The sequence below is a fragment of the Bacillus sp. CDB3 genome, from assembly GCF_002081505.1.
In the GTDB taxonomy this organism is placed as follows: domain Bacteria; phylum Bacillota; class Bacilli; order Bacillales; family Bacillaceae_G; genus Bacillus_A; species Bacillus_A cereus_AT.
Map to the genome: position 1 here is coordinate 83,444 of NZ_ALBR01000069.1, position 22,299 is coordinate 105,742.

Consider the following 22,299-nt stretch of genomic DNA (forward strand, 5'->3'; position numbering starts at 1 on the left):
TATAAATCTTTCTCTATCTCTTCATTGTTCTTTGTTTTCACAATATAGGTAAACTTCTTATTTTTTTTGAAATAGTAGTTTGTCCCTCACGAATTCAGTTTAGCTTTCATTTTATTATATAGTAACGACTATTTATTCTATAAAAGAAAGGGATGAACAAATGTCCAAAAAAAATAAAGGGAAAGTATTTTATGGTAATGATTGTTGCGAAGTAAGAGCTTGCAGTTATATTAACATCTCTAAGGCAGAACTAAAAGAGTATGCTAGACTTCTTCAAGCTCTTGGTCATAGTATTCAAGCTGTATTTCAAAACCCTTCTCAAGAAAACATCGATAAACTAATTGCTCTCCTGAATAATCTTCAAAAATTCCTCAATTGCTTAGATTTATCACCTGCACAAGAAAAAATTGGTAGCTCTATTATTGCTAACTTATTAACTATCCTAAAGTCCTCACCTTTCTCATGCGGAGCATTGTACGTTGAGTTACAAAGTTTGCTTAATTATTTATTGTATATTGCTAAGTTATTCAAAATCGATTGCTGTGCTATCGATAAACTAGTTAAGCTCATTACAGAAATTCAAGCTATCCTAGTTCAATATGGATCAGGTTGCCTTGGTGGAGGAACAATAGGACCTACTGGACCTCAAGGACCTGCTGGTGCTCAGGGCGCTACTGGATCTCAAGGACCTCAAGGGCCTCAAGGTATTCAAGGACCTCAGGGACCGGCTGGTGCTCAAGGTGCTACTGGACTTCAAGGACCACAAGGTATTCAAGGACCGGCTGGTGCTCAAGGTGCTCAAGGACCGGCTGGTGCTACTGGTGCTCAAGGTGCTCAAGGTGCTCAAGGCGCTCAAGGTGCTCAAGGACCGGCTGGTGCTACTGGTTCCCAAGGTGCTCAAGGCGCTCAAGGCGCTCAAGGACCGGCTGGTGCTACTGGTTCCCAAGGTGCTCAAGGCGCTCAAGGACCGGCTGGTGCTACTGGTTCCCAGGGTGCTCAAGGCGCTCAAGGACCGGCTGGTGCTACTGGCGCTCAAGGTGCTACTGGACCGGCGGGCACACCAATTCCTGTAACTATAGCAGCAATAGGAAATTCTAATCCACAAACTATATCTCCTGGAACAAACATCCAATTCAATCAAGTTTTCGAATTAAATAATATAACTTTTAACGACACTTCAGATACTTTAACTATTCTAGAAACAGGAGTATACGATATTAGTTTCTCAGCATCTACAACCTTCCCGGGTTCTTCACCATTTGGATTCGGTATTTCATTCGACGGTCAACCACCTACTCGTAATTTTTCAACTAACGTTATCGGTAGTGCTGTTTCTTTCTCTACAATCGTTACTTTACAAGCTGGTACAACCATTGCTGTACAACCTACAGCAAATACTATTTCTATTCCTAACACTGGTGACACAACAGCTACACTATCAGTCTTCCGAATTTACTAACTTTTAGTTTTTATCTTATTTTTGAAAGACCAAGAATATTTGATTTATAGTAATTTGTATTATTTTGATTGTATGTTAAATCTCTCTTTTAATAAAAAGGAGTACTTATTTTGGAGGATAAGTACTCCTTCTTTACGTTTCTTTACTTCAAATTTACTTTAGCTTAATTCTCTTTTTGTATGATAAATAGTGAAGACAAAGACATGAAAGAGGGATGATAATGAGAATTATATCACTGACACGTTTTTGGTTTGTTCTTATGGTATGCATAATTTTATGTATAGGATTTCTTTTAACTCTAAAATATTCAAACATTTCAAAAGCAGAAAGAAAAACAGTTCCATACGAACTTCTGTATACAAAACAAAACAACATCCCGTATTCCTCTTCCACACAAAATGAAAAAAAGGTTATAAAAGGAATGCTTATTACAGAAGCTTCTAGTTACGAAGCGCTACTTCAAATTGCTGAAACGATTAGAGATCAGTATACAAATAAAGAAATTGATGAAATCACACTTTCTATCCACAATAAAAATAATAGTAATTATGAAGAAGAATTACCTTACGAACCTATTAGTAAAGGTACAGTAATCGTCACATACGATTCTCAATCCTTTGGCAGTACGAACATTATACTTAACGAGTAATATCATTTATCCCAATTGATATGTACTAATAACTAGTAAAGGTAAACAAAAATCTCCACCGATTAAAGTTTCATTTTATTTTCCATACGAAAAAGAGGCGAATTTCGTTATTCGCCTCTTTCTTTTACCAAAATGATGGAATCCACTCTTTCACCTTGTCAAACCACTCTTGTTGCTCTTTTTTTCTTTGTTGTTCCTCTTCTTTTCGTTTTTCTCTTCTTCTTTCCTTCGTTTTCTTCCTCAATCATTTTTAATTGCTTTGTATAATCCGCTTCAGGTATTAGTGATAACTGAAATGCCTTTTGAGCTGGATTTCCATTCGCTTTCTTCATAATGTCCCGGAACATTGTCGTTGTAATTTGACTTCCTCCCGGCACATAATGCTCACTATCCGTTTTATCATACCCTACCCAAATCGCACCTACTAAATCCGGTGTGTATCCAACAAACCAAGAATCCTTCGCACCAGTGCTTGGTCCATTTACAAGCTGGGTAGTCCCCGTCTTGCCTGCGGTATCGATATTATTAACTTTCGCTTTTTCACCCGTTCCCCTTTCAATCACACCTTTTAATAAGTATGTCATCTTTTGGGCAACTTTCTCGTTCGTCACACGAGTTTCTTTCTTATACCATTTTCCAATTGTTTCTCCTTCAGCATTTTGGATTTCTCTAATGGCATGAGCTTCTACTTGGACACCATCATTTGCAAATGTGCTATACGCTTGAGCCATTACAAATGGAGAAGTCCCTACATGCATACCTCCTAAAGCAATCGGATACGTACGATCTTCAGGCTCTAATGGGATACCAAACCGCTCTAAAGATTTCAATCCTTTATCTAATCCAATTTGCTCTAATAACCAAACTGCTGAAACATTATATGACTTTGCCACTGCTTCATACATCGTCACATTACCATGGAACGTATGATCACTATTTTGTGGTGCATATTCTTTAATATTAAATGGTTCATCTTTTAAAACATCGTATACTTCATATCCTTGTTCTAACGCTGGTACATACACTGCAAGAGGCTTTAACGTTGAACCGGGCTGCCTTTTTAATTGTGTTGCATGATTAAACTGTAAAAATTGATAAGGACCTCTGCCTCCAACTAAAGCTGGAACACCGCCAGTTTTTGGATTCATAAGGACCACTCCAGTTTGCATAAGCTGATCTGAACCACTATCTTTAAAATAACTATCATTATTCACAACATCTTCAACCGCTTGTTGTTTTTTCGGGTCAAGTTCCGTATAAATACGATAACCACCTGCTAAAATTTCATTTTGCGTTAATTCATACTTGTCCATCGCTTCTCTAACAATATAATCTACGTATTGAGAATATTTCCCCTTATATTTATCGTCAACACCACGTCGTAATACAAGACCTGATTCTTTCTCCTGATTATATTGTTCTGCAGAAATATATCCTTGTTCCTTCATTAAACCTAATACGACATTACGTCTTTCAATGGATTTATTAAAGTTTTTATACGGCGAATACGCAGATGGCGCTTTAATTAATCCTGCAATCGTTGCAGCTTCTGAAATTGTTAAGTCTTTTACCTCTTTATCAAAATAAGATTTAGCTGCTCTTTTTATCCCCCAAGCACCTTCACCAAAATAAATTTGATTCATATACATTTCTATAATTTCATCTTTTGAATAAGTACGCTCTATTTTTTTTGTTAAAAAATATTCCTTTATTTTACGTGAGTATGTGCGATCTTGTGTTAAAAATACATTTTTTGCAAGTTGTTGTGTAATTGTACTACCACCAGCCACAACTTCACCAGCTGTAATGTTCTTAAATACAGCGCTTATGATTCCACTATAGTAAATGCCATGATGACTAAAAAATTCCTTATCTTCCACTGCAACAATTGCTTGAACCATAATATCAGGAATATCTTTCCTTTTGACCCCTTCTGTTTTAGAAGAAGCTAATTTAGTCGCAACTTCATTATTTGCATCATAAATTAAAGTCGGTTGTGGCACAGCTTGTTTTAATTCAGATATATCTTGAATGGAAATTATTATATTTACAGCAATAAATAGAGTAACGAGCAAACTTCCCAATACAATTAATGAATTGCGTAGTTTTTTCCTCTGATTGAACCACTCAAGCGTTTTTTTTAAGTGAGTGTTCTTCAATTTCATTCGTTCACTTCCTTCGTTTGTGTACACGCTTCTTTTTAAAAGGAAGAATATACCTCCTTTTAAATTTATTATAATAACGTAGTCTTTCCTATAGTGTAAAGCTTTTCTTTCACATTCATACTTTTTACAAGAAAAGGACATTCTACAAGTAAGATATTCACTATAGTATTAATATTATTAATGCAACAATGTGAGTTATGTTAAGTTTTTGTAAACTTTTCGATAAAATGTTTTAAAAAACGACAGTTTTTTGTTAGAATTGACTAGCCAATATATTTTACATATATTACTTTTGTGGGGGTAACAATAATGGTCTTTAAATCAAAAAAAGATAAATTTTCTGAAATGCTTATGAACGTTTCCGAAAATTTAAAAGAAGGCGCGCAGTTTTTCGTGGAGTATAAAATTAAAAATGCCAGCGATTTAAAAGAGTTTTCTATGCGCATGAAAGAGTATGAGTCGAAAGGTGACTCATTTATTCACGAAATCATTATGGAGCTAAACAAAGCGTTTATTACTCCTATTGAACGTGAAGACATCCTACAGCTTGCAATGAGTATGGATGATGTATTAGACGGATTAGATCACAGTGCTGGTCTATTCGAAATGTATTCTATTACAGAAGCTGATGAATACATGATTAAATTCGTTGAAGCAATTAATCAATGTGCGATTGAGATTGCAAATTCTGTTGAATTACTGTCTAAAAAGAAATTAGTCGACATTCGTACAAATGCGATTAAGATTAAGGATTACGAGTCACAATGTGACGATATTCGCCGTCACGCGATTAAACACTTATTCTCTCGTGAAAAAGATCCGATTAAAATTATTCAATATAAAGAGATTTACGAAGAGCTTGAAGAAGTAGCTGATAGCTGTCAAAGCGTTGCAAACGTATTAGAAACAATTATTATGAAGAACGCGTAAGGAGTTTGATCATGGATACACTCTTGATACTGACCGTTTTAGTAGTCATTTGCGCTTTAGCTTTTGACTTTATCAATGGATTTCACGATACAGCAAACGCTATTGCAACGGCTGTTTCAACGAAAGCTCTAAAGCCTAGACATGCAATTATTATGGCAGCTATTATGAACTTTTTAGGTGCAATGACATTTACAGGTGTAGCAAAAACGATTACAAAAGATATCGTTGACCCATTTGCTTTGCAAAATGGTTCTCTTGTAATTTTAGCTGCTTTGCTTGCGGCAATAGCTTGGAACTTAATTACTTGGTACTATGGTATTCCAAGTAGTTCTTCGCATGCAATCATTGGTGCAATCGCAGGTGCAGCAATTGCTGCTGCTGGTTTTGCCGCTTTAAATTTCAAAGGGTTCATAAAAATTATTGAAGCTTTAATCATTTCACCGATTATCGCTTTCGTTATTGGTTATATCGTATATAGTATTTTTAAAGTAGTCTTTAAAAACTTTAACTTAACAAAAACGAATAAGAACTTCCGTATATTCCAGATTTTCACTGCAGCATTACAAGCTTATACACACGGTACGAATGATGCACAAAAAGCAATGGGAATCATCACGATGGCTCTTATGGCCAATAACTATCATACTTCTGACGACATTCCGTTCTGGGTACAATTATGTTGTGCAATCGCAATGGGACTTGGTACTTCTGTCGGTGGATGGAAAATTATTAAAACTGTCGGTGGACAAATTATGAAAATTCGTCCTGTAAATGGTGTAGCTGCCGATTTATCATCATCACTTGTTATTTTCGGTGCAACATTCATTCACTTACCGGTTAGTACTACGCACGTTATCTCTTCTTCTATTTTAGGGGTTGGTGCTTCTCATCGTGTGAAAGGTGTAAAATGGGGAACTGCAAAACGCATGTTAATTACATGGGTTATTACACTTCCAATTTCAGCTTCTTTAGCTGCGTTATTTTACTCCTTATTACACTTAATCTTTTAATTAAAAGTCGTCTTCCTTATTTTTCTAGGAAGACGACTTTTTTGTGAACAAGCCTATTTCTTATTAAAAAGCGTGTATAATGATTGGTGGATAAGTTATATAGAGGAGTTGGCAATTTTGGAATACATCATGTTACTTTTCATCGGATTAATCGCTGGGACAGTCGGGAGCCTAGTAGGGCTTGGGGGCGGAATTATTATCGTTCCGTTATTAATTGGATTACACAGTTTATCACCACAACTCGCAGTAGGAACTTCTATGGTAACAGTCGTTTTTACAGGGCTGTCTTCTACCCTTACATACATGAAACATAAACGGGTAGATTATAAAAGTGGACTTATTTTATTTATCGGGAGTGGCCCTGGTGGTATTATCGGGTCATGGGCAAACAAATTTTTAAACCAAGATACATTTTCTTTATACTTTGGGATTTTTCTTATATTCGTCTCCATTCTTCTTATGCTACGAGACAAATTAAAACCTCTTTCCCTATCAAATATGACTGTAATTAAACGATCTTTTACAGATAAAGAAGGAAATACTGTAGACTATCAATTCCCACCATTTCTCGCTATCTTTATTGCCTTTATAGTTGGATTTATATCCGGATTATTCGGGATCGGTGGTGGCGCCTTACTTGTGCCAGCGATGATGCTCCTTTTTGCGTTCCCAGCACACATTGCTGTAGCAACTTCGATGTTTATCGTATTTTTATCAGCAATTGTAAGTTCTGCAACTCACATCTCCCTTGGAAATGTTAGCTGGATCTATGCATTAATTTTGATTCCTGGTGCATGGATTGGTGGAAAAATCGGGGCTTATATTAACACAAAATTAAGCGGTAATGCCGTAATTAATTTATTACGTATCACATTAATTATTCTTGGAACTAGATTAATCATTACTTCATTTTTATAACGCGTTCTTTCTAGAATGCGTTTTTTCTTATACACATGAATATAAAAAGGCTCCTAGGAGAACAAATAAAACTAAACAAACACTTAATAGCATAAAATTTGAAATATGTACTTTCTTCAAGTTGATCACTCCTATAGCTACGACTGTTATCTTTATGATAGCGAAAAAACCGGTCGCATGCAGTTACAAAGTGCTAACAATGCAAAATCATTTATTACAAATTTTATCCTTATATTTCATTTCTTTGTATAATCTATCGATTCAATAAAAAAAGATGTCATATTGACATCTTTTTAGTGAAGAAGTGACCATCCCATAAAGTCTTCATGTACTTGGCACGCCCTCTTATCGTTTCGATCATATAATTCAGCATAACTATCTGTTTCTTCATCATAAGCCATCGTATAAATAATTTGGCCGTCTATTTCAACGGATAAAACGACTCCACCTTTCATCTCTTCTACATGAATGATAGCATTCGCCGGAATTCTCATATCCGTCATCTTCATCGCATCTAACAATATACTAAACCCCCTACAGCGTATTCATTGCTAGTACTATTACACACTAAATAGTATACTACTGTAATAGCATACATTTCGTCAATGAAATTGCTGTTTAAAAAGCATATTGTCTTTATACATTTACGCTAAAATATAAGAAATAGAAATGTTTTAATGGGGGGCTAACATTGATTCTACATAAGGGAGATGTATTATTCCGTCAAGGTGAGGACGGTCCATTATATTTTATAAAAACAGGTTTATTAAAAGTTATTCGGTTAGAAGCAGACGGAACACCATTTTTATTTAATATTATCGTTCCTGGTGAAACGATACCTCACCATTCTTTAATTTCACCGAAGGAATATCACGGTACAGCTATCGCTTTAATGAAAACAGAAGTTGAGCCTATAATTAGCAATGAATGGTACGATCAACTCCAGGCAAATCCTGCATCTTATGAAAATATCGCTATGCAATTACAATCGAAATTAAGAATGATGCAACAGCGTATCGATCAATTGACAACTGTTTCTCCTAAAGAGCGCCTTCATCGTTTACAAGAGTGGTTCACCTTATATTTAGGTGACATCCCTATTTATGAAATATTAACACAAACTGAAATTGGTCAGCTCATAGGTGTACGCCGTGAAACAGTAAATCGCTTATTAAGAGAACAAGCAAAAAACGAGGTAAAATAATATCTCGTTTTTTGTGTAGCAACGTTAATCTATTGTAAGCTTGCTGCGGGACCGAAAAATTCATAATGAATGTTCTCTTGTTTAACACCCAAATCAATCAATGCAGCATTTATATGCTTCATAAATGGTACTGGGCCACAGAAATAAAATTCTGCTTCAGTTGTTGGAATAATAGTTTGTAACCATTCACGTTCAATGAATCCTTCTTTGTCAAAATTCTTCATTTCCACATCTTGCTCTGTCGGTGAAGAATAGCAAGTATATGCTTTCACTTGTTCATACTCTTTTTCTACTGTCTCAACATGCTCTTTCATCGCATGTGTATTACTATTTATCGCTGCATGAACAAAGCATACATTACGCTTTGATTCTTGTTCGATTAGCGTATTTAACATACTCATCATCGGTGTAATACCTACTCCACCACTAATTAGTATAACAGGTAATGTTGACTCCATATTTAACACGAAATCTCCCGCTGGTGCACTTACTGATAAGACATCTCCTTCTCCTACATGATCATGTAAGTAATTAGATACTTTACCATCTGGTGTATCTACACCTTTTTCTTTCTTTACACTAATGCGATAGTATTCTTTTCCAGGAGCATCAGATAAGCTATATTGACGATTATGCGTATATGTTTCACCTTCAATATTTATTTGAATCGTTACATATTGTCCTGGGATGAATGAAGAAACTTTCCCACCATCTTCAGGTTTTAAATAAAATGATGTAATAACGTCACTTTCCTTCACTTTTTTAACAATCACAAAGTTGCGGAAATCTTTCCATCCACCTTCTTTATGTGCAGCCTCTTCATACATATCCGCTTCAATACTAATGAATGCATCAGCAATGACGCCATACGCTTCTCCCCATGCATTTAAAACTTCATCAGGTGCGCCTGCGACCTCTTTAATCGCTCGTAGTAAGCATGTACCTACTATTGGATAATGCTCTGCTTTAATACCTAAACTTCTATGCTTATGACCGATTTGCTTTACAACTGGAATAATAGCTTCTAAATTATCGATGTACATTGCAGCTGCATAAACCGCATTTGCTAATGCTTGTTGTTGTCTTCCCTTTTTCTGGTTCGTATGGTTGAAAATATTCAATAACTCCGGATGTTCCGAAAATAAAATTTGATAAAATCTCGTTGTAATTTCAACGCCTTTTTCCTGCAATAACGGTACTGTTGATTTTACGATTTCAATTGTTTTTGCACTTAACATTGTATCCCACTCCTCTATTTCTTTAACTGTTTTTAGTTTAACTGAATTGTATAATACATATTGTGATTTTAATCACTATTAACACGGTGTTTTTGTGAAAAATATATGAACATTGCACTTACAAAAAGAAAATAAGCCAACTAGAATTCTAGCTAGCTTATTATTTGGACTGTATTGTTTGTTCAATTACCCTTATATCTTTCCCATCTCCAAATTCTGTATACCCCCAGATGTTCGTTTCACCTCTATATTTATTTACGATAATATCTAAGTCATGGTATACACGATGGGCATAAACTACATACTCAATATTTTGAAGTTCCACACCTTTTTTTACAATTTCATAGCTTCTATTTACATCGCGTTTTATTTTTTCATTCTTTATTTCTATATGTATATTTTTTAAAGACGATTCTTGTTGTTGAAACCATTGTTTAAATTGGTTCCAGTCCCCTTCTGTATAATTCTCTGCTTTACCATAATTTAAGAAATTATTATAACTTTCATGTGTCATACGAATAAAATCTAGCACTTTTGTCTCTTCTTGCACATCATCTATTTGAGCTATTGTATTTACCTCTGCAGGCTTATTCGCATAATGTAACAGCACTTTCATAAGACTATAGCTCGCAATGATCATTACTATAATAATCCCGAATACACTTAACAATTTCCTCATATACAGAATTCCTTCTCTACTAAAGATATTACAATGTATGACTATACTTGTAACATTCTCTCGTAGAAATATAATTCCTGTATAAATCCTTCCTATCATTTCGACAATATTTTTCTATACATTTCTCCTTGGCAAATGTTCTTGTAAAACAATATACCCTTCATAAGCTGTGTAACCGAGTATAGCCATTAATCCGATATAACAAGCAAATACCATCCATTTCGTTTTCGTATCCACTTTATAATAGTTTTCCTGTTGTCTCTTTTCTGTATCCCATTCCTGTAATTTTCTTTCCGACATTTCAAATGCTTCTCTTATATGAATTGTATGTGTTTCTTTTTCATCTTCATATGGGACGTAATCCAGCGGCTCAAACTTTGGTAAAAGATACTCTAGCACTTCAATCTTTTGAAGCTCTCCTGTTTTTAATTCTTTCTCTCTTTCTTTTTGCCTTAATACATTTATTTCATGTTGCATCAAATATATATTTCGATGCACTGCACCAGTTTCTTTTAACTCCTCTTCAAGCCTTGCAACATATTCTTTCATTCCATCAATTCTATATCCTAATTCCTTAATTGGCCCATCTCTCTTTATTACTCTATATAATTCCATACAGCCGATAATAAAAATAAAACCTCCCAAAATACTTTTAAAGTAAATTGAATAACCGAGCAATACAATAAGGCCCGCTCCCCAAATCTTTGTACTTACAACTGAGATAATTCGACCACCATCTAACGGAGAAACTGGAATTAAGTTAAAGAAATTAATCATACTTCCAAGTAAAATAATAAGCGCCCAAAACGGCTCTTTCGTTATTATATAAAGTGGGATTGCGGGTAAAAATGAAAGTAATCCGAAAAGAGGCCCCATATATGCAATGTAAGCTTCATCTTTTGCATTTTTCGGCATCTCTTTCATCCCAATAAGAGCTCCCATAAATGGTATGAAGATTGCTGGCGATGTTGGTATGCCTTTTCTTCTAGCTGCCCATAAATGCCCCATCTCATGTACAAACAACAAATAAACGAGTGCTACCCCAAACTTCCAACCATATATGACTGCGTATGCACCAAGCGATAAAAACATACTAAATACTGTTGAAAATTTTGCTAACTTAAAAATAGCAAATACCCACTTTAACTTAGACAGTAAAAATAATCCTATTGCAACGATAATTCCCCATAACCCTTTTTTATTATTTTTCATATTCCTCTCCTTTATCTCACTTTACTGAGTCATTTACACTCACCAAAATTTTTTCTTGTCTTTATTATGACATATTTTTTTCTATTGTTAGAAATAATGTTTATTACATCCATTTTTAGCCAAAAATATAAATGAAAGGAGGTATATACAAATGAAATTACAATCTCTTATGATAGGTACTCTATCGTTTTTAGCTTCAACTCTTATTTTTTATACCGTTAGCTACGTATTAGTATTAGATTTGTTGCCAAATCACTTATTTATTGCTCTTATCATTCTTTCCGCTCTTATGATTTCTTTTCTTATTACACGAAAATCAATGAGTGAGCCATCTGCAAAAGCAAAGTAATAGAGAGGGGAGTCTTTCCCCTCTCTTATCATTTCCTAGGAAAATCTATATAGACTTTACGATTCACATTTATCTCGATTAGTAAAAGCTAATAATCAGTAGGAGATGCCCCCCACTGATTAAAGTTTCACTTTATCTTTGTAAATTCATTTTTTCACCATACTCTTTAACAATTTGAATAATGTTTCGAAATGCTCCTACTTTTTCTTTCTTACTATTTAATATTTGCAAACCGTAATTATCATAATAGCTTTCTAGTGCTTTTAATTGTGATTCTGAAGCATCTTTTATGGGAACAGTAACCTTCAATTCATACTGTTTATACCCTTCCTTTACTTTTTCAGCTGAAATTATTTCACTTTCTTTTGCTCCAATTAATTTTTGAACCTTTTCCGGGTAAATCAATTGCAAATAATATTCTTGTTCCTTCGCTAACTTATTATATAGTGATTGTGAAATTGTATATCGTACTGTATAATTCATTTTTTGATCACCCGCTTTAATATGAAACGCGGTAATCTGCAAATCTTTTTTCGTTACTTCCGTTAAAGGCCCTACCTGCATCTCATCTTCTTTTTGTTCTGGAATTTTTGGAAATATAGCCAAAAGTTTTTCCGTATCTTTTTCGTTCAGCATATACATAGCTTTTTTATATTGCATCCATCCCCGTCGATCTTCTCCTCTTAACCATGCATAATACGTTTCTATTTTTCCATCTCTACTAATTTGTATTTCATATTCTGGTTCACCAAAGCTACCTGTTACTTCTTGTTTTTCTGCTTTGTTTATAATATCCACCACTAACTCCGCATCCATTTTCTTTAATTTTTTTTCTTCTGTACCTTTTTGTATAACAGTTACTTGTAATGATTCTTTCACTTCATTCACTGTCTCCTCTACTTGTTTTGATTCTTTCTTTTGCTCGGCTTGACCACACGACGCGAGTAAAATAACACATAAAAAAATTAAATATTTCCCTTTCAAATCAATTCTCCTTTTCCAATAAGAAATTCTTATAATCCTCATACATAAAACAAAAACGTTACATTATATAGAATGAGCTATACTATACACTGAAGGGAGGATTTTACAATGTCCATTAATTTTCATGATGCAAATAATAGGTATACGTATGCAAGTCGTAACGCACATATTTCATGGCAGGAAACAATAAACAATATTGTAGATGTGCAAAACAAACAAGTAATTGATATAGGTTGTGGTGGCGGCATTTATACGAAAGAACTTGCTCTTATGGGAGCCAAAAGTGTTGTTGGGCTTGATTTTTCAAAAGAAATATTACAAGCTGCAAAAGAAAACTGTAACGGCTTCCCAAACATTTCATTCATTCACGGTGATGCGCACAACATTCCATACCCTAACGAAACATTCGACCTTATCATTTCGCGTGCCGTCATTCATCACTTACAAAATATCCCTATTTTTATACGAGAGGCTTCTCGCATATTAAAAAAAGGCGGTATACTGATTTTACAAGACCGAACTATTGAAGATTGTACAATTCCAGGAAGTCCTGAACACATTCGTGGATACTTTTTCTCTGTATTTCCAAAACTCATTGAAATAGAATCAAAAAGAAGACCAAAAACCACTACTATACAGCAAGAATTACAACAATATTCTCTTCAAGCGTTCCCCATACAAACACAATGGGAAGTACGAAAAACACATAATTCTGTAGAAGCATTGCTACAAGACCTATCTCCCCGAACCGGACGATCCATTCTATATGAATTAACAGATCATGAACTTTCTCAACTTCTACTTCATATCCAAACAGCATTACAAAACGTCTCTCCTATTATCGAAAGAGATCGTTGGACCATTTGGAGCGCCATGAAATTGTAAGGAAGGAAGCCTCACAAAATAATGTGAGGCTTCCTTCTTTCATAATCTAATTTTGCAACACTCTTGATATCCTCCACTCCTGGCCTGTGCACTTCCACACTTCGGACATACTAAATATCTAGACTGATTTGTCAACAAACTACCTTTTTGAAAGAGTAAAACTTCTGCTTGTTTAAACGAACGCGAATAATATAACCACATAAAACCAATTATAGCAATAATGCCAAATAATACTCCCATCGCAAGCATTTCAGTCACCTCTTTTGGTTTGTTCTTTCCAGCAAGTGGATTGTTGTATTATTCTCTGTAAATTCTAACAATACCTTCTTTACTCCTATAAATATAGATTTTCTCCATAAACTTTACAATTCCCTATAATGTTTTACAGCATTTTTACAAACAGCATTAAATCTTATATTCTCAGCTATATTTCTACAGGAAAATATATTCCCCAAAAAATATGTTGACTTTCTAAAAAAAACGTGTGAAAATACTGTCAGAATACTTGAATAAAAATTCATTGACGAGAACGAGTACGTTATAGGACTGTTCCCCAGAGAGTTGGCGATTTGCTGAAAGCCAACGTTCAGTGCTTAACCGAAAATCATCTCCGAGAAGTAGAACCGAATGATGAAGTAAGTTCTTACCGGATGTCCCCCGTTACAAGGAACACGTATCATGTTGTACGTTGCAAAGCCGTATACATATAGATTTATTTCTACATGTATAAATTAGGGTGGTATCGCGGGTAAATATAACTCGTCCCTTTCTTTAGGGACGAGTTTTTTGTGTTCTTACAATGAATTTACAAAAAGGAGGAAAAACAATGAACACTGTATCAAAAAAACATGTTTTTTTCACAGGCCTTATGCTATTTTCTTTATTTTTTGGGGCAGGAAATTTAATTTTCCCTCCAATGCTTGGACAAAATGCTGGTGAAAACTTTTGGCCAGCGATGATTGGCTTTTTACTAACAGGAGTTGGTTTACCGTTACTTACTGTTATCGCTATTTCTTTATCAGGAAATGGAATGCAGCAACTTGCAAGTCATGTTCACCCATTATTCGGAATTTTCTTTACAATAGTTGTATACATTGCAATTGGTCCATCTATGGGCATTCCACGTGTTGCTAATGTCGCTTATGAAATGGGAGTTAGTTCTTTCTTACCAGAAACCATTCGCTCTAGCAGCCTAGTGCTATTTTTATACACAGTCATCTTCTTTTCTATCGTATTTTGGCTTAGTTTAAACCCTTCTAAGCTCGTCGATCGTATCGGAAGTGTATTAACACCTATTTTATTACTCTCTATTTTTTTATTATTCGTTAAGAGTGTATTTACACCCCTCGGACAATCTGGACCAGCCATGCAAGAGTATCAAACTTCTCCAATTTTCAAAGGTTTTATGGAAGGATACTTAACGATGGATACCATTTCAGCACTTGCATTTGGGATTATCGTTGTAAATGCAATTCGCTCAAAAGGTGTGAGTGATCGTAAATCAATTGCCATCGCAACAGCAAAAGCAGGACTTATTGCCGCTACTGGTCTCGTACTTGTATATGGTGCACTTGGCTGGCTCGGTACAACTAGTGCCTCTCTCGGATACGCAAAAAATGGGGGACAGCTACTTACCGTTATCGTACAACAATTATTCGGTCCATATGGTCTAATTCTATTATCTCTTATCGTTACACTCGCTTGCTTAACAACATGCGTTGGACTTGTATCTGCATGCAGTCAATACTTCTCAACATTATTGACAAAATTTTCATACAAAATGTTAGCAAGTGTCATTTGCTTGTTAGGATTATTAGTTGCCAACTTAGGATTAACAAAAATTATCGCAATCTCTGTTCCTATTTTACTTGTTGTATATCCAGTTGCAATTGTACTCGTATTATTATCATTACTTCATAAATATTTCGGTGGCTATCGATCTGTTTATGTATGTGCTTTAATCGGAACAGCCATTGTGAGCGTTTTTGACGGATTAAAACAAGGGAATATTCCTGTTTCATTTATCACATCTTATTTTGAGTTTATTCCATTATATAATGAAGGAATTGGCTGGTTAGTACCAGCATTAGTTGGGGCTATTATCGGTTTTGCTATCGCAAAATTAAGTGGTGCAAAAACTGTACCCTTAACGGATCATTCACCTGAATCGAAAGCATCATAAAAAAACTCCCGTTTTGGGAGTTTTTTTACATTTGATAAGAAGTATGATTAAAGCTACTCACTTTATAAGCTTTCGTATAGTAATCAATATTCGTATCCACTGTTTCTACTTTTACAACATCATAGCAATCTTCTTGCTTTACTAGAAATAAATAATATTCTTCTGTCGCCTCGATAATTGCGATACGATCTGTTTCAATATCAAATTGTTCACAAAGTGCTTGCAACGCATTCACATAGTTACCTAATTTTTTCGTTTCATCCATTCCAAATATCGTTTGAACTAACATACACTCTCTCCCCTTTGTATGTACTGTTAACACTATAATGATAACGCTTACAATGTTAAGCGTCAACAAAAAGCTTTGACCATATATAGTCAAAGCCTCCTTCTTATTTCGTCAATTGATGTCTAAACGCATAAATAACCGCCTGTGTCCTGTCACTTACATTTAGCTTATTTAATATATTACTCACATGTGTCTTTACTGTTTTGAGGGCAATAAACAACTCATCTGCAATCTCTTGATTACTTTTCCCCTCTGCAATTAATAACAAAATTTCAGACTCTCTTTCTGTTAACTCCTCATGCAAAGGTTGTTCTTTCTTCTGACGCATACGAGACATCATTTTGCCAGTAACTTTTGGCTCTAATACCGTTTCTCCATCATAAGTAGCTCGTACAGCGTCTGCTATATCACTCGCTCTTGATGTTTTTAATAAATAACTTGTCGCCCCCGCCTCAATAACAGGATACAACTTCTCATCATCTAAAAAGCTCGTTACAACCACAATTTTCGCTTCTGGCCATTCCTGAATAATAGCACGTGTTGCTTCAACACCGTCCATCTCATCCATGACAAGATCCATCAAAATAATATCCGGTCTTAATTGCAAAGCTAACTCTGAACCTTTTCTTCCATTTTCAGCTTCTCCAACTACTTCAATATCTGGCTGTGTTGATAAATATGCTGATACACCCATTCGAACCATTTCATGGTCATCAACTAGTAATACTTTTATCATGACTCTCCCCCTCTCTCAATCATAATCGGTACTTTCACTTCTATTTGCGTACCTTTATTTGGAAAACTAAGTACTTTTAATGTACCACCAATTTCATGAACTCGCTCTTGCATTGATCTTAAACCGTATGAACCTGCCTTATTAACCCCAACCTTAAAACCAACACCATCATCAATAATTTTCAAAATCGCATATTGATCAATTTTACGTAGGCGTACTTCGGTTTTCTTTGCCTTCGCATGCCGTAAAGTATTAGACAACGCCTCTTGTACAATACGGAATAAATGATCTTCTACACCTTTTTTTAATTGAATTGGTTCAATTAACCATTCAATTTTCATATGTTGCTTTCTAGACAGTTCTGTTAATAATTCTTCTATACCCTCTGTTAGTTTCTTACCTTCTAACTGCACTGGGCGTAAATGAAGGAGCAATGCTCTCATTTCTGATTGTGCATTTACAACCATATTCTCAACAAGCTGCAACTGTTTTTTCGTCGTGTCTGGAATTTCAGCCACTTGTTCATTAATAGCTGACATCATCATCGACATTGCAAAAAGCTGCTGACTTACAGAATCATGCAGCTCTCTCGCTAATCGATGCCTTTCTTGAGAAATCGCTTCTTGTCTCATCTCTTCATTCCAATGGGCTCGTTCATTTGTTACTTTTTGAAATAGCCCAGCTTGCTCCTCTAATCGACGAGCAAGGCCGATTACTTTTCGTTCCACTTCATGAAATTCATCATCCGCAGTAAACGAAACATCACTCGGAAAATTCCCTCGTTCTACTTCAAATAGAAAAGTATTTAATCCTTGTATACGCTGCTCTATATAATAACCGATTGCATACCCTACAATTCCTCCGATAAGAAGACTAGTACTCATAATAAACAAGCCAATTGGAACAGAAGCAATGGATTCTTTCCATAGTAAATCATAAACTTGTTGTTCGCTTTTCCATACATATACAATTGTACAAATAAGTGCGATACTCACAGAGGACAACATAGAATAACGAATATACATCCACGAAATATTCTTTTGTTTTTTCATTATACTTTCCTCACTTCCGTATCGCCTACGACAAGCGAAGAAATAATTTTTATACGGCGAGGAGCTTCTTTATACTGTTCTGTTCTAAACGTAACATTACGGTTAAATCCTGTTTCTTCGTGTCCCGGCAAGAGCACTCGCCCAACAATAACAGAATGATTTAAAGATAGTTCGATATCATATGGCACATATAAACGAATATTACCAACGACTCCCCGAATAACAATTACCGTTTCTCCCTCCGGAATCATCGCAGTTGTTAAATCAATCTCGACATCACAAGCACCATATTGGACATTAATATCCTCAAGTTCATAAATATGATCCATCATTCGTACATTACCTACGAACATATTTTTTATATACGGTTCTGTACGATATATTTGTTTTTCTTCATCTATATATCCCTTTTCTTTAATTTCAACTTTCATTGCTTTTTGCTGATGTCCTTGTTGAATAAGTTGATAACCAATTAAGGCTAAACAAGCAAATACAACAAGTACGAATGCTGCTGATGAAAATAAGAAGAATAAGAATACAATACCACCGACAAATAAAAATACATTCCCTCTTACATAACGATTTTTCTTTCGGTAATGCCTTCCAAACATAATCATAATAAATGCAAAAATTAGACCACCTGGTTCAAAATGTCCGAGTATCATATCAAGAAAAAGACCGAATCCAAATATGATGAGGAGCATCCCCATTAATTGTGTTTTTGAAAAGTGCTTCTTCATTTCAGCTCCCCCCCTCTTTGTCACATATACATAGAAGAAAAGGCATTGCTTTCCAACACCTTTTCTTCTATCACTATATCATAAGCCTGTTTTATTATATACTACAATTATTTTGTTACTTCTTTCGTTAACGATACTTCATTTTTCTCTTTCATTTCACGCTCTAGTTTTGCAATTTTGATATCAAATGTATCACGCTCATGCTCTTCATTTATACGAAGCTCTAAGTCACGAATGTGATCTTCAATCTCTTCGAATCGTAAGAACGGATTATTTTCATCCATTTTATGAATAGCAGTATTCATACGGCGGTTTGCATGCGCCATATTTTCACGTGCCATTAATTCCATACGCTTTGCGTTCATTTCTTTTAATTTATTTTTCATTTCTGAAAGACGACGCTCTAACTCATCAATTTGCTCTACAACACCAGCATACATTTCTTCTAAGCGAGTTACTTGCCCTTCATAATACGCTACTTCTTCTAATGCACGTTCATGCAATTGTAATTCGCCTGCTTCTTGTGCGATGATAGCTTGCTTTGATCTTTTATTAACGAAATAACGTGCTTGCTCAAGCTCACGAGCAAAGTTAGATTTTAATGTTTTATGACGCTGAATTAACTTCTCAATTTTTGTTATTTCACGCTCACTGTCGCGTAAATATTGGTTTAACATAGCAATTGGATTTTTTCTTTCTTTCTCATCTAACACATTATGAAAATCAGCTAAAATTGCATCGCGTACACGTCCGAATAAAGATTGTTTCATTATAATCTTCCTCTCTTCTACTTTATAATTTGATTTGATTTATTTTATATTAGTTTTTCATTAACTTGTTCCACTCATCTTCAAAGTTGCTATATGGTTTAGAACTTTCTGGAGCAGAATCAACAACTACATTTTTTTCTTTTTTCCACTCACGGTATCCGTAGTATAAGACTACTAATGCTACGATACCGATTAATGCTGGGGAATGAGAAAGTGCAATGGACAAACCGATTAAACCAACAATACCCCAAGCTAACTTCCCAAAGAATGATTTAGCTCGCACAAATGATTTATAGCTCCAGTACACAACTCCTGCTCCAATGGCGAATCCTATAATACCAGCAAGACTACCAAGAGCAATTAAAGCCAAAATACCAGCTGCGATAAACGCTAGAAATTGTTTCATCTTGTGCTTGCCTCCCTTCGATTTGATACTCTTATCTTAACTATTTTTCTTTTTTCCATAACGAGCTTAAGAACCGTTTTGAACTCAGACTTAAGACTGAGTTCAATTCAGCCTTTTGTAAAAACATAAGGTAGGATAGGATAATTCCCTCTTTTATCACACATAAAAAGCCGTACAGAGAATATTCTCTGTACGGCTTCTATTACTACGAATAACATCCATATTTAATTATGCTGTTTTATGATACTTTTTCTTTTCCACCACTTTAGAAAACCTCGGGAAACCAATTAATATAGAAATAATTCCACATACTCCAACCAAAATTGGATAAAATGCGTATGGTAACAATTCAATTGGAGATAACGCGGCAAATCCTGCCGCAGTTAACATTTGAGCACCATACGGAATTAATCCTTGCACACAACATGAGAAAAGATCTAATACACTCGCTGATTTACGTGGATCAATTTCATATTGATCCGCAATGTTCTTCGCAAGAGGACCAGTAAAAATAATCGAAATCGTATTATTCGCTGTACACATATTCGTCATACTCACTAAACCAGCAATACCGAACTCTGCTCCTTTTTTCGAACGAATGTTACGCGTTAAAAGATTCATTAAATATTGAATACCACCATTATATTGGATCAGTTCAACCATACCACCGATTAATATAGCAAGTAATACTAACTCCATCATACCGCCCATTCCAGTCGTTACACTTTTAAAGAAACTTTCTAACGTGTAACTTCCATCTATAAGACCGATAGCACCAGATAATACAGTTCCACCAGTTAACACAATAAGTACATTCCAACCAAGTAACGCTGTAATAAGTACTCCTGCATATGGTAAAATCTTTATCCAGTCAAAACTATGCGCTTTAACTTGTGTATCACTTCCTAAAGTAATTATTACTAATAGAACAATTGTAATAATAGCCGCTGGTAATACAATTAAAAAATTTGTTTTAAACTTATCTTTCATTTCTGTTCCTTGTGAACGAACAGCTGCGATTGTTGTATCTGAAATAAATGATAAATTATCACCAAACATCGCTCCGCCAACAACAGTAGCCATCGCAAGTGCAATTGAGATATCAGTTTGCCCACTAATACCTACAGCAATTGGTGCTAACGCTGCAATTGTTCCCATTGAAGTTCCCATCGCTAATGAAATAAATGCCCCGATAATAAAAATGCCAGCTACGATAAATCCTTGCGGCAAAATAGATAACGCTAAGTTAACTGTAGAATCAACTCCGCCCATTCCTTTAGCTGTTTCAGAAAAAGCACCTGCAAGAACAAAAATTAATACCATAATCATAATATCCGGATTTCCTGCCCCTTTAGCGAATCGCTCCACTTTCACATTAAAGCTTTCTTTACGATTCATCGCTAAAGCGACTCCTACAGCAATTGAGATTGCTATAAGTATCGGCAATTTATAGAAATCACCTGTAATAATTCCAGAACCAATAAATAGCGCCAAAAATATACCAAGTGGTAATAAAGCTAAACCATTTCCTCTCGTTTCTTTCAAAGTACCATCTCTCCCTAGTTTCAACCTTTTTTCTAATGAATAACAAAAGACCTCTTCCAACGAGAAGAGGTCTTATACATCTATAAGAAACGCTCTTCTCATCTTTCAAGCACATGCTTGCTGGATTTGGCACAGCACTCTAAAATCGAGTCCGCTGCCGAGGCATCGTAGGGCCAGTCCCTCCGCCTCTCTTTATAAGAAGGTTTCATATTTATTTTTTAATAATAATTTCTTTCCTAACTTTACTCGCTTACAAAACAAAAGTCAATTATTTTTTGTATAGTTTTTTTTGGTAATTATACAGAAAGGTGAATAAATCAATCATTTTAACTTTTCGATTTCTTCATCCAATATTAAGATCCAATAAAATCTTCTATTTTTTATGGTCGCAATAATCCATTTTGTTGTATTCCAAGCTAACTCATATTCTTCCTTTGTAACATCGCCAATTTTATAAGCATCCTCTAACTCATCTTCATCCAATACATAGATCTCACCGTTCGGTAATAATACTACATCTAAATATAAATCATCAAAATAAGGTAAACCACGATCGTCTACTTTAAATTCTTTCGTCACATCGATATAATATTGCACTAATTTTTTTTGATCGTCTAACATAGCTGTAATTGCAAAGTTTTTCCCGTTTATAAAATATTGAATCCATGTATACCCATCACCTGCAATGCAAAGCTCTTTACTATTGTACTCTTTATAACTAGGCTCTCTCACCTTTTTTATGTCTAGTATTCCTAACATTCCCTCTTCTACTTGCTTAACCCTATAATCCTTCTCTATTAGTCGCTTCCACGAAGAACCGTCACCATATTTACGTTTCATTACGTCCGCTCCTCTTCTATATATAGAAAAAGCCCCCACATATTATGTGAGAGCTTG

The 22,299-nt window shown here is 35.0% G+C and carries 23 protein-coding genes, 1 pseudogene, 1 riboswitch and 1 other annotated feature; of the genes and pseudogenes, 9 read left to right on the forward strand and 15 right to left on the reverse strand.

Going from position 1 to position 22,299, the window contains the following annotated elements; genetic code table 11:
* Nucleotides 1-160 precede the first annotated feature (160 nt).
* Complete coding sequence (locus CDB3_RS16975) at nucleotides 161-1,459, forward strand: Gly-Xaa-Xaa repeat protein (RefSeq protein ID WP_128855315.1); 1,299 nt, start codon at nucleotides 161-163, stop codon at nucleotides 1,457-1,459.
* A gap of 220 nt (nucleotides 1,460-1,679) precedes the next feature.
* Nucleotides 1,680-2,108: a hypothetical protein gene (locus CDB3_RS16980; protein WP_128855316.1), complete on the forward strand. Its 429-nt coding sequence runs from the start codon at nucleotides 1,680-1,682 to the stop codon at nucleotides 2,106-2,108.
* Between the two features lie 124 nt (nucleotides 2,109-2,232).
* Here CDB3_RS16980 and CDB3_RS16985 read toward each other — a convergent pair.
* Nucleotides 2,233-4,273: pseudogene (locus CDB3_RS16985) on the reverse strand (transglycosylase domain-containing protein).
* A 309-nt stretch (nucleotides 4,274-4,582) separates the two neighbouring features.
* Between CDB3_RS16985 and CDB3_RS16990 the strand changes: the two are divergent.
* From CDB3_RS16990 to CDB3_RS17000, 3 genes are all read left to right on the forward strand, one after another.
* Nucleotides 4,583-5,203: a DUF47 domain-containing protein gene (locus CDB3_RS16990; protein ID WP_000231446.1), complete on the forward strand. Its 621-nt coding sequence runs from the start codon at nucleotides 4,583-4,585 to the stop codon at nucleotides 5,201-5,203.
* A gap of 11 nt (nucleotides 5,204-5,214) precedes the next feature.
* Nucleotides 5,215-6,213: an inorganic phosphate transporter gene (locus tag CDB3_RS16995; protein WP_097831761.1), complete on the forward strand. Its 999-nt coding sequence runs from the start codon at nucleotides 5,215-5,217 to the stop codon at nucleotides 6,211-6,213.
* Between the two features lie 117 nt (nucleotides 6,214-6,330).
* On the forward strand, nucleotides 6,331-7,131 hold the full coding sequence (locus tag CDB3_RS17000) for a sulfite exporter TauE/SafE family protein (protein WP_071744861.1): 801 nt from the start codon (nucleotides 6,331-6,333) through the stop codon (nucleotides 7,129-7,131).
* Nucleotides 7,132-7,424: 293 nt separating this feature from the next.
* Here the strand turns inward: CDB3_RS17000 and CDB3_RS17005 are convergent, their stop codons facing one another.
* Nucleotides 7,425-7,652 carry a hypothetical protein gene (locus tag CDB3_RS17005; RefSeq protein WP_000883004.1) on the reverse strand — a complete coding sequence of 76 codons (228 nt, stop codon included), beginning with the start codon at nucleotides 7,650-7,652 and terminating at the stop codon, nucleotides 7,425-7,427.
* A 170-nt stretch (nucleotides 7,653-7,822) separates the two neighbouring features.
* Between CDB3_RS17005 and CDB3_RS17010 the strand changes: the two genes are divergently transcribed.
* Nucleotides 7,823-8,335: a Crp/Fnr family transcriptional regulator gene (locus CDB3_RS17010; RefSeq protein WP_000600570.1), complete on the forward strand. Its 513-nt coding sequence runs from the start codon at nucleotides 7,823-7,825 to the stop codon at nucleotides 8,333-8,335.
* A 29-nt stretch (nucleotides 8,336-8,364) separates the two neighbouring features.
* Here CDB3_RS17010 and hmpA read toward each other — a convergent pair whose 3' ends face one another.
* The 3 genes from hmpA to CDB3_RS17025 all read right to left on the reverse strand — a co-directional run bounded on the left by hmpA (nucleotide 8,365) and on the right by CDB3_RS17025 (nucleotide 11,464).
* Nucleotides 8,365-9,573, reverse strand: a complete 1,209-nt coding sequence (gene hmpA / locus CDB3_RS17015) for an NO-inducible flavohemoprotein (RefSeq protein ID WP_128855318.1) — start codon at nucleotides 9,571-9,573, stop codon at nucleotides 8,365-8,367.
* Between the two features lie 160 nt (nucleotides 9,574-9,733).
* Entirely contained in the window at nucleotides 9,734-10,252 is a 519-nt protein-coding gene (locus tag CDB3_RS17020; RefSeq protein ID WP_128855319.1) for a hypothetical protein, read from the reverse strand.
* Nucleotides 10,253-10,366: 114 nt separating this feature from the next.
* Complete coding sequence (locus tag CDB3_RS17025) at nucleotides 10,367-11,464, reverse strand: site-2 protease family protein (protein WP_128855320.1); 1,098 nt, start codon at nucleotides 11,462-11,464, stop codon at nucleotides 10,367-10,369.
* Between the two features lie 151 nt (nucleotides 11,465-11,615).
* Here CDB3_RS17025 and CDB3_RS17030 point away from each other — a divergent pair, with 151 nt between their 5' ends.
* Nucleotides 11,616-11,813: a hypothetical protein gene (locus CDB3_RS17030; RefSeq protein WP_128855321.1), complete on the forward strand. Its 198-nt coding sequence runs from the start codon at nucleotides 11,616-11,618 to the stop codon at nucleotides 11,811-11,813.
* Between the two features lie 132 nt (nucleotides 11,814-11,945).
* Here the strand turns inward: CDB3_RS17030 and CDB3_RS17035 are convergent, their stop codons facing one another.
* Nucleotides 11,946-12,797, reverse strand: coding sequence for a YhfM domain-containing protein (locus CDB3_RS17035; RefSeq protein WP_128855322.1), 852 nt, complete (start codon nucleotides 12,795-12,797; stop codon nucleotides 11,946-11,948).
* A gap of 108 nt (nucleotides 12,798-12,905) precedes the next feature.
* Here CDB3_RS17035 and CDB3_RS17040 point away from each other — a divergent pair, with 108 nt between their 5' ends.
* Nucleotides 12,906-13,682 (forward strand): class I SAM-dependent methyltransferase, encoded by a 777-nt coding sequence (locus CDB3_RS17040; protein WP_097831768.1) that lies wholly within the window; start codon nucleotides 12,906-12,908, stop codon nucleotides 13,680-13,682.
* 39 nt (nucleotides 13,683-13,721) lie between these two features.
* On the opposite strand, the gene CDB3_RS17045 is transcribed toward CDB3_RS17040, so the two are convergent.
* Nucleotides 13,722-13,931 carry a hypothetical protein gene (locus CDB3_RS17045; protein WP_000880630.1) on the reverse strand — a complete coding sequence of 70 codons (210 nt, stop codon included), beginning with the start codon at nucleotides 13,929-13,931 and terminating at the stop codon, nucleotides 13,722-13,724.
* A 262-nt stretch (nucleotides 13,932-14,193) separates the two neighbouring features.
* Nucleotides 14,194-14,452: a binding site (T-box leader), on the forward strand.
* 56 nt (nucleotides 14,453-14,508) lie between these two features.
* Here CDB3_RS17045 and brnQ3 point away from each other — a divergent pair.
* The gene (gene brnQ3, locus CDB3_RS17050) at nucleotides 14,509-15,864 is read left to right on the forward strand and encodes a branched-chain amino acid transport system II carrier protein BrnQ3 (RefSeq protein WP_128855323.1); all 1,356 of its coding nucleotides are present in this window, start codon (nucleotides 14,509-14,511) and stop codon (nucleotides 15,862-15,864) included.
* A gap of 25 nt (nucleotides 15,865-15,889) precedes the next feature.
* Here brnQ3 and CDB3_RS17055 read toward each other — a convergent pair whose 3' ends face one another.
* The 8 genes from CDB3_RS17055 to CDB3_RS17090 form a co-directional block, all read right to left on the reverse strand.
* Entirely contained in the window at nucleotides 15,890-16,246 is a 357-nt protein-coding gene (locus tag CDB3_RS17055; RefSeq protein WP_128855324.1) for a DUF3992 domain-containing protein, read from the reverse strand.
* Nucleotides 16,247-16,256: 10 nt separating this feature from the next.
* Nucleotides 16,257-16,889 carry a response regulator gene (locus tag CDB3_RS17060; protein ID WP_000598709.1) on the reverse strand — a complete coding sequence of 211 codons (633 nt, stop codon included), beginning with the start codon at nucleotides 16,887-16,889 and terminating at the stop codon, nucleotides 16,257-16,259.
* Nucleotides 16,886-17,941 carry a sensor histidine kinase gene (locus CDB3_RS17065; RefSeq protein WP_000744318.1) on the reverse strand — a complete coding sequence of 352 codons (1,056 nt, stop codon included), beginning with the start codon at nucleotides 17,939-17,941 and terminating at the stop codon, nucleotides 16,886-16,888. The genes CDB3_RS17060 and CDB3_RS17065 overlap by 4 nt, the downstream gene beginning before the upstream one ends.
* Entirely contained in the window at nucleotides 17,941-18,681 is a 741-nt protein-coding gene (gene liaF / locus CDB3_RS17070) for a cell wall-active antibiotics response protein LiaF (RefSeq protein WP_000716083.1), read from the reverse strand. The genes CDB3_RS17065 and liaF overlap by 1 nt, the downstream gene beginning before the upstream one ends.
* A 107-nt stretch (nucleotides 18,682-18,788) precedes the next feature.
* A complete protein-coding gene (locus tag CDB3_RS17075; RefSeq protein WP_002117515.1) occupies nucleotides 18,789-19,451 on the reverse strand; it encodes a PspA/IM30 family protein in 663 nt (220 codons plus the stop codon).
* Between the two features lie 49 nt (nucleotides 19,452-19,500).
* On the reverse strand, nucleotides 19,501-19,857 hold the full coding sequence (locus CDB3_RS17080; protein ID WP_128855325.1) for a lmo0954 family membrane protein: 357 nt from the start codon (nucleotides 19,855-19,857) through the stop codon (nucleotides 19,501-19,503).
* A 228-nt stretch (nucleotides 19,858-20,085) separates the two neighbouring features.
* Complete coding sequence (locus tag CDB3_RS17085) at nucleotides 20,086-21,402, reverse strand: Na+/H+ antiporter NhaC family protein (RefSeq protein ID WP_128855326.1); 1,317 nt, start codon at nucleotides 21,400-21,402, stop codon at nucleotides 20,086-20,088.
* A gap of 95 nt (nucleotides 21,403-21,497) precedes the next feature.
* A riboswitch (SAM riboswitch) is annotated at nucleotides 21,498-21,603 on the reverse strand.
* A gap of 120 nt (nucleotides 21,604-21,723) precedes the next feature.
* Complete coding sequence (locus CDB3_RS17090; RefSeq protein ID WP_128855327.1) at nucleotides 21,724-22,242, reverse strand: ribonuclease FAU-1 family protein; 519 nt, start codon at nucleotides 22,240-22,242, stop codon at nucleotides 21,724-21,726.
* Nucleotides 22,243-22,299 lie beyond the last annotated feature (57 nt).

What these genes read in the sequence shown, in the direction of transcription:
- CDB3_RS16975 (WP_128855315.1), top strand. Translation starts at nt 161, where the DNA reads ATGTCCAAAAAAAATAAAGGGAAAGTATTTTATGGTAATGATTGTTGC.
- CDB3_RS16980 (WP_128855316.1), top strand. Translation starts at nt 1,680, where the DNA reads ATGAGAATTATATCACTGACACGTTTTTGGTTTGTTCTTATGGTATGC.
- CDB3_RS16990 (WP_000231446.1), top strand. Translation starts at nt 4,583, where the DNA reads ATGGTCTTTAAATCAAAAAAAGATAAATTTTCTGAAATGCTTATGAAC.
- CDB3_RS16995 (WP_097831761.1), top strand. Translation starts at nt 5,215, where the DNA reads ATGGATACACTCTTGATACTGACCGTTTTAGTAGTCATTTGCGCTTTA.
- hmpA (WP_128855318.1), bottom strand. Translation starts at nt 9,573, where the DNA reads ATGTTAAGTGCAAAAACAATTGAAATCGTAAAATCAACAGTACCGTTA.
- CDB3_RS17020 (WP_128855319.1), bottom strand. Translation starts at nt 10,252, where the DNA reads ATGAGGAAATTGTTAAGTGTATTCGGGATTATTATAGTAATGATCATT.
- CDB3_RS17025 (WP_128855320.1), bottom strand. Translation starts at nt 11,464, where the DNA reads ATGAAAAATAATAAAAAAGGGTTATGGGGAATTATCGTTGCAATAGGA.
- CDB3_RS17030 (WP_128855321.1), top strand. Translation starts at nt 11,616, where the DNA reads ATGAAATTACAATCTCTTATGATAGGTACTCTATCGTTTTTAGCTTCA.
- CDB3_RS17040 (WP_097831768.1), top strand. Translation starts at nt 12,906, where the DNA reads ATGTCCATTAATTTTCATGATGCAAATAATAGGTATACGTATGCAAGT.
- CDB3_RS17045 (WP_000880630.1), bottom strand. Translation starts at nt 13,931, where the DNA reads ATGCTTGCGATGGGAGTATTATTTGGCATTATTGCTATAATTGGTTTT.
- brnQ3 (WP_128855323.1), top strand. Translation starts at nt 14,509, where the DNA reads ATGAACACTGTATCAAAAAAACATGTTTTTTTCACAGGCCTTATGCTA.
- CDB3_RS17060 (WP_000598709.1), bottom strand. Translation starts at nt 16,889, where the DNA reads ATGATAAAAGTATTACTAGTTGATGACCATGAAATGGTTCGAATGGGT.
- CDB3_RS17065 (WP_000744318.1), bottom strand. Translation starts at nt 17,941, where the DNA reads ATGAAAAAACAAAAGAATATTTCGTGGATGTATATTCGTTATTCTATG.
- liaF (WP_000716083.1), bottom strand. Translation starts at nt 18,681, where the DNA reads ATGAAGAAGCACTTTTCAAAAACACAATTAATGGGGATGCTCCTCATC.
- CDB3_RS17075 (WP_002117515.1), bottom strand. Translation starts at nt 19,451, where the DNA reads ATGAAACAATCTTTATTCGGACGTGTACGCGATGCAATTTTAGCTGAT.
- CDB3_RS17080 (WP_128855325.1), bottom strand. Translation starts at nt 19,857, where the DNA reads ATGAAACAATTTCTAGCGTTTATCGCAGCTGGTATTTTGGCTTTAATT.
- CDB3_RS17090 (WP_128855327.1), bottom strand. Translation starts at nt 22,242, where the DNA reads ATGAAACGTAAATATGGTGACGGTTCTTCGTGGAAGCGACTAATAGAG.